The following is a 5,368-nucleotide window of genomic DNA, read 5'->3' on the forward strand; positions in this document are numbered from 1 at the left end:
GCTGTGCTTCAACGCCCACGACCATGTCGTGGATTTCGTCATACCCCGTGACGAATACGCCAAAGAATGGACAGCGGAACTCGACACCACCGATTCCACAGGCGAGGTGAAGCTGGTCGTGCACGACGGCGACGAAGTCTCGCTGCCCGGCCGAGCGCTGCTCGTCTTCCGTAAGACTCAATGACGCATGGCATTTCCCGTACTGTCCACCTACCGGTTGCAGCTGCGGGGTGAGTCCAGCGGCTTCGGGTTCACCTTCGCCGACGCCGAAAACCTGCTCGACTATCTCGCTGAGCTCGGGGTGTCGCACCTGTATCTGTCGCCGATCCTGACCCCAGTGGACGGGTCGCCACACGGCTACGACGTCACCGACCCGACGACGGTGTCGGGCGAACTCGGCGGCCCGGAGGGTCTGGCGCGACTGTCGGCGGCGGCGCGGGCCCGCGGCATGGGACTGGTGGTCGACATCGTCCCAAACCACGTCGGGGTGGACAAGCCGGAGCAGAACCCGTGGTGGTGGGATGTACTGCGGCACGGCCGGTCGTCGACCTATGCACCGCATTTCGATATCGACTGGGACCTGGCCGACGGCCGAATAGTGTTGCCGGTATTGGGTTCCGACGACGATATCGTCGATTTGACCGTCGACGGTGATCTTTTGCGGTTGGGTGATCTGGCGTTCCCGATCGCGCCGGGCACCGGTGACGGCACCGGCGCCGACGTGCATGACCGCCAGCACTACCAGCTGGTCGGGTGGAAGCGCGGAGTGTGCGGTTATCGGCGGTTTTTTTCGATCACCTCGCTGGCCGGCCTGCGCCAGGAAGACCGGTCGGTGTTCGACGCCAGTCACGCCGAAGTGGCCCGCTGGTTCACCGAAGGACTGGTCGACGGCGTGCGTGTCGATCATCCTGACGGCTTGTCGGATCCGGCCGGATATCTGACTTGGTTGCGAGAGCTGGTGGGCCAGGACGCCTACATCGTGATCGAGAAGATCCTCGCTGTCGATGAGGCGTTGGAGCCGACGCTACCGATAGCCGGCACAACGGGTTACGACACACTTCGGGAGATCGGCGGGGTTTTCGTCGACCCGAACGGCGCGCCGGCGTTGACGGCGCTGCTCAACTCCGCGGGCGTCGACTACCGAGACATGCCGGCCATGCTCGCCGACCTCAAGACCGCAGCGGCAACCGAGACACTGGCCAGTGAGCTTGGCAGGCTGCGGCGGTGCATCGTCGCGGCGGCCGGTGCCGACCATCCCCAACTGCCCGCGGCGGTGGCCGCACTGCTCACCCACGTAGACGTCTATCGCAGTGATTACCGCTGCTTGGCCGCAATACTGCCCGCGGCGCTGGCGGTAACCCAGTCTGCTGCACCGGATTTGGACGTTCCGCTGCAGCTGATCGCGAGTGCGTTGGCCGACGACGGTGAGCCGGCGACGCGGCTGCAACAGTTGTGTGGCGCGGTGACCGCCAAGGCCGTCGAGGATTGCCTGTTCTACCGCGACGCCCGGCTGGTATCGCTGAACGAAGTTGGCGGCGAGCCACATCGGTTCGGCGTCGGCGCCGCGGAATTCCACCACCGCGCCGCAGCCCGCGACCGACTCTGGCCGCACGCAATGACGACGTTGTCGACCCATGACACCAAACGCGGCGAAGACGTCCGAGCCCGCATCGGTGTGCTGTCCCAGGTGCCGTCGCTGTGGGGCGAATTCGTCGCCCGCTGGGAAACTGCAACGCCGGCCCCCGACCCCGCAACCGGACTATTTCTGTGGCAGAACATCTTCGGTGTCTGGCCAGCCAGCGGCGAAATTACCGACGAACTACGTGAGCGCCTACATGCCTACGGCGAGAAGGCAATACGAGAAGCTGCCTGGCATACCTCCTGGCAAGACCCCGACGCCGAATTTGAGAGTGCGGTGCACGCCTGGCTCGACGCTGTGCTTGACGGTCCGGTGGCCCGCGAGCTGACCAGCTTGGTGGTCCGGCTGCAGCCGCACGCCGAGAACGACGCGCTGGCCCAGAAGCTGCTCGCGCTGACCGTGCCCGGCGTGCCCGACATCTATCAGGGCACCGAGCTGTGGGACGACAGCCTGGTCGACCCGGATAACCGACGCCCGGTTGACTACGAGGAACGGCGCCAGGCTCTGAAGTCCTTGCAGCATCCGAAAATTCGGGTCGTCAAAGCAGCCTTGCAGTTGCGCCGCGCCCGGCCGGAGACCTTTCTGGGCGGCGGCTACTACCCTGTGCTTGCCGCGGGCACCGCCGCCGATCATGTTGTGGCGTTTTTGCGCGGTGGTGACGTGCTTGTCGCGGTCACCCGCTGGACGGTGCATCTCGAACAATCCGGCTGGGGCGACACAGTGGTAGCGATCCCGGAGGGTGTGTGGACCGACGCGCTGACCGGGGCGGTCGTCACTGGGGCGGCAGCGGCTGCCGAGTTGTTCGCCGCGTTGCCGGTGGCGCTGCTGGAGCGCACGTGATGGCGCAATTCGCCGTGTGGGCACCCAAACCGGGCCAGGTGCGTGTCGAGGTCGACGGTCAGATACATCCGATGACGCGCGGTCCGGACGGCTGGTGGCGGACCACAATCGACGCGACAGCAACAAGCCGGTACGGATATCTCCTCGACGACGATCCGAAGGTGCTGCCCGACCCGCGATCGCCCCGCCAACCCGACGGCGTGCACGGCCGCTCGCAGTTGTGGGCGCCGACAATCAAGTGGACGGATAGCGGCTGGTCCGGCCGGTCGGTGCAGGGTGCGGTGATCTACGAACTGCACATCGGCACCTTCACGCCCGAGGGTACGTTCGACTCTGCGATCGAAAAGCTGGACTATCTGGTCGATCTCGGTGTTGATTTCGTCGAGGTGATGCCGGTCAACGCGTTCTCTGGCACGCATGGCTGGGGATACGACGGAGTGCTGTGGTTTGCCGTACACGAGCCCTACGGCGGACCCGACGGATTGATCCGGTTCGTCGACGCCTGCCATTCCCGCGGCTTGGGCGTGCTGATCGACGCGGTGTTCAATCATCTCGGCCCGTCCGGCAACTACCTGCCGCGATTCGGCCCGTACTTGTCGTCTGCGAGTAATCCGTGGGGGGAAGGCATCAACATCGCCGATGCCGACTCCGACGAAGTGCGCCGCTACATCATCGACTGCGCGCTGCGCTGGATGCGTGATTTCCACGCCGATGGCCTGCGCCTGGACGCCGTACATGCCTTGGTGGACACCACCGCGATCCACCTCCTGGAAGAAATGTCCGCCGAAACCGCGGCGCTGGCTGAGCAATTGGGCCGGCCGTTGTCCTTGGTCGCCGAGAGCGACATGAACGACCCGCGGATGATCACGCCCCGTCGCAGCGGCGGCTACGGGATGACCGCGCAATGGGACGACGACGTCCACCACGCCATCCACACCGCGGTGTCCGGGGAGCGCCAGGGCTACTATGCCGACTTTGGATCGTTGGCCACGCTGGCAAAGACGTTGCGCAACGGCTTCTTCCACGCAGGCACATATTCGTCGTTTCGACGACGGCGCCACGGACGACCATTGGACACCACTGAGACCTCGGGGATCCCGGCCACCCGGCTGCTGGCTTACACCTGTACCCACGACCAGGTCGGCAATCGCGCGCTGGGAGACCGCCCGTCACAGAATCTCAGCTATGGCCAGTTGGCGGTCAAAGCCGCGCTGGTTCTCGGATCCCCGTACACGGCAATGCTTTTCATGGGAGAGGAATGGGGAGCGTCGACACCATTTCAATTCTTCAGCTCCCATCCAGAGCCCGAGCTGGCGCGCGCCACCGCCGAGGGACGCAAGAAGGAGTTCGCCGAGCACGGGTGGGACGCCGACGAGATTCCCGACCCGCAGGACCCGCAGACCTTCCAGCATTCGAAACTGGACTGGGATGAGGTGGACACCGGTGAACATGCCCGGCTGCGCCGCGTCTACCAGAACCTGATCACGTTGCGGCGCGACGACCCTGACCTGGCCGACCCGTGGCTAGACCACCTCGTCATCGATTATGACGAGGACCGGCGCTGGATCGTCATGCACCGGGGCCGGTTGGCGATCGCCTGCAATCTGGGCGTCGAGACGGTCGGCGTTCCGGTCACCGGCGACGTGGTGATGTGCTCGGCTACCCCCGGCATCGGCGCGACGACCGCCGAGCTGCAGCCATATTCGTTCGCGATCCTGCGGGCTGTGGATATCTGACTACCCGCGGAGCCGCCCACGGAAGATGATGCGCGGATGAGTCATCGCGAGCTGTTGCCGATTCCACCGATTGAGACCGCCAACGATCCCGTTCACTGCGCCGCCGATCTGCGCCAGCGGTGGCGCGCGCTGATGGGGCCGTTGGGATTTGAGAAGCGGCTGTTGTGGTTCGGTCTCATCGGGCCGGATCGATGCTTCACGAAAAAGCTCTGCCAGGTACCGATTCGTCCGCGGCCGCAGGGCCGGATCTTGTGGAACCTGATGTCGTCGTTGCGCACGCTGCTTGATGATCTGGGACCGGGAACCACGGTGGCCTTGCTGCTGACCGGGCCGGGGCGTGGGCCGGTTTCACCCGCCGACCGGGTGTGGTCGAAAACGCTGACAGAGATGGCCGAACGGTTCGCCGTCCCGTTGGAGCCGATCTTTCGCGCCAACGACGACTCGGTTCAGCCCGTCTGACGAAAGCGGTGATGACTTAAAGCAGATAGCGGTAGGCCGCCGAGCCAGGCTCGATGGTTTCGATTTGCATGTCCGTGGCCCGCATCCGGTGCAATAGGCCGTCGTAGTCCGCGGCCGAGCCGAGCTCGATACCCACCAGCGCCTCACCGGTCTCCCGGTTGTTGCGCTTGACATACTCGAACAGCGTGATGTCGTCGTTGGGTCCCAGCACCTCGTCCAGGAACCGGCGCAGCGCACCGGGCTCCTGCGGGAAGTCGACCAGAAAATAGTGCTTGAGACCCAGATGAACCAGCGAGCGCTCCAGCACTTCGCCGTACCGGGACACGTCGTTGTTGCCGCCGGAGACCAGGCACACGACGATGCTGTCCGGCTCGACGTCAGCTTCCAGCAGACCCGCGACCGACAGCGCGCCTGCCGGCTCGGCCACGATGCCCTCGTTTTGGTACAGATCCAGCATGGCAGTGCATACCGCCCCCTCGTCGACGGTGGTGATCGACACCATGTCACCCGCAGCGGCCAGCGCGGCGTACGTCAGCGTTCCTGCCCGTCTCACCGCCGCGCCGTCGACGAACTGGTCAACGTGGTCCAGGGTCACGGGCTCGCCGGCGGCCAGCGCGGCCATCATCGCCGCGGCGCCGGCGGGTTCGACACCCAGCACCGCGGTGTTGTTCGTCCGCTCGGCGAGGTAGGTGGT

Annotated in this window: 5 protein-coding genes; 4 read left to right on the top strand and 1 reads right to left on the bottom strand. The window is 65.4% G+C overall.

Annotation, left to right across the window (positions count from 1 at the left end; translation table 11 throughout):
- From WB785_RS01260 to WB785_RS01275, 4 genes are all read left to right on the top strand, one after another.
- Positions 1-184: hypothetical protein (locus WB785_RS01260; protein WP_424076891.1), on the top strand; the 184-nt coding region annotated here is incomplete at its 5' end.
- A 3-nt stretch (positions 185-187) separates the two neighbouring features.
- Positions 188-2,479: a malto-oligosyltrehalose synthase gene (treY, locus tag WB785_RS01265; protein ID WP_424076892.1), complete on the top strand. Its 2,292-nt coding sequence runs from the start codon at positions 188-190 to the stop codon at positions 2,477-2,479.
- Positions 2,479-4,215, top strand: coding sequence for a malto-oligosyltrehalose trehalohydrolase (treZ, locus tag WB785_RS01270; protein ID WP_424076893.1), 1,737 nt, complete (start codon positions 2,479-2,481; stop codon positions 4,213-4,215). The genes treY and treZ overlap by 1 nt, the downstream gene beginning before the upstream one ends.
- Positions 4,216-4,251: 36 nt before the next feature.
- A complete protein-coding gene (locus tag WB785_RS01275) occupies positions 4,252-4,674 on the top strand; it encodes a hypothetical protein (protein ID WP_424076894.1) in 423 nt (140 codons plus the stop codon).
- Positions 4,675-4,690: 16 nt separating this feature from the next.
- Here WB785_RS01275 and WB785_RS01280 read toward each other — a convergent pair.
- Positions 4,691-5,368 (bottom strand): pyridoxal-phosphate dependent enzyme (locus tag WB785_RS01280; protein ID WP_424076895.1); only part of this gene is annotated, 678 nt, incomplete at its 5' end.

The sequence above is a fragment of the Mycobacterium sp. genome (genome assembly GCF_049585075.1).
Classification (GTDB): domain Bacteria; phylum Actinomycetota; class Actinomycetes; order Mycobacteriales; family Mycobacteriaceae; genus Mycobacterium.

What these genes read in the sequence shown, in the direction of transcription:
- treY (WP_424076892.1), top strand. Translation starts at nt 188, where the DNA reads ATGGCATTTCCCGTACTGTCCACCTACCGGTTGCAGCTGCGGGGTGAG.
- treZ (WP_424076893.1), top strand. Translation starts at nt 2,479, where the DNA reads ATGGCGCAATTCGCCGTGTGGGCACCCAAACCGGGCCAGGTGCGTGTC.
- WB785_RS01275 (WP_424076894.1), top strand. Translation starts at nt 4,252, where the DNA reads ATGAGTCATCGCGAGCTGTTGCCGATTCCACCGATTGAGACCGCCAAC.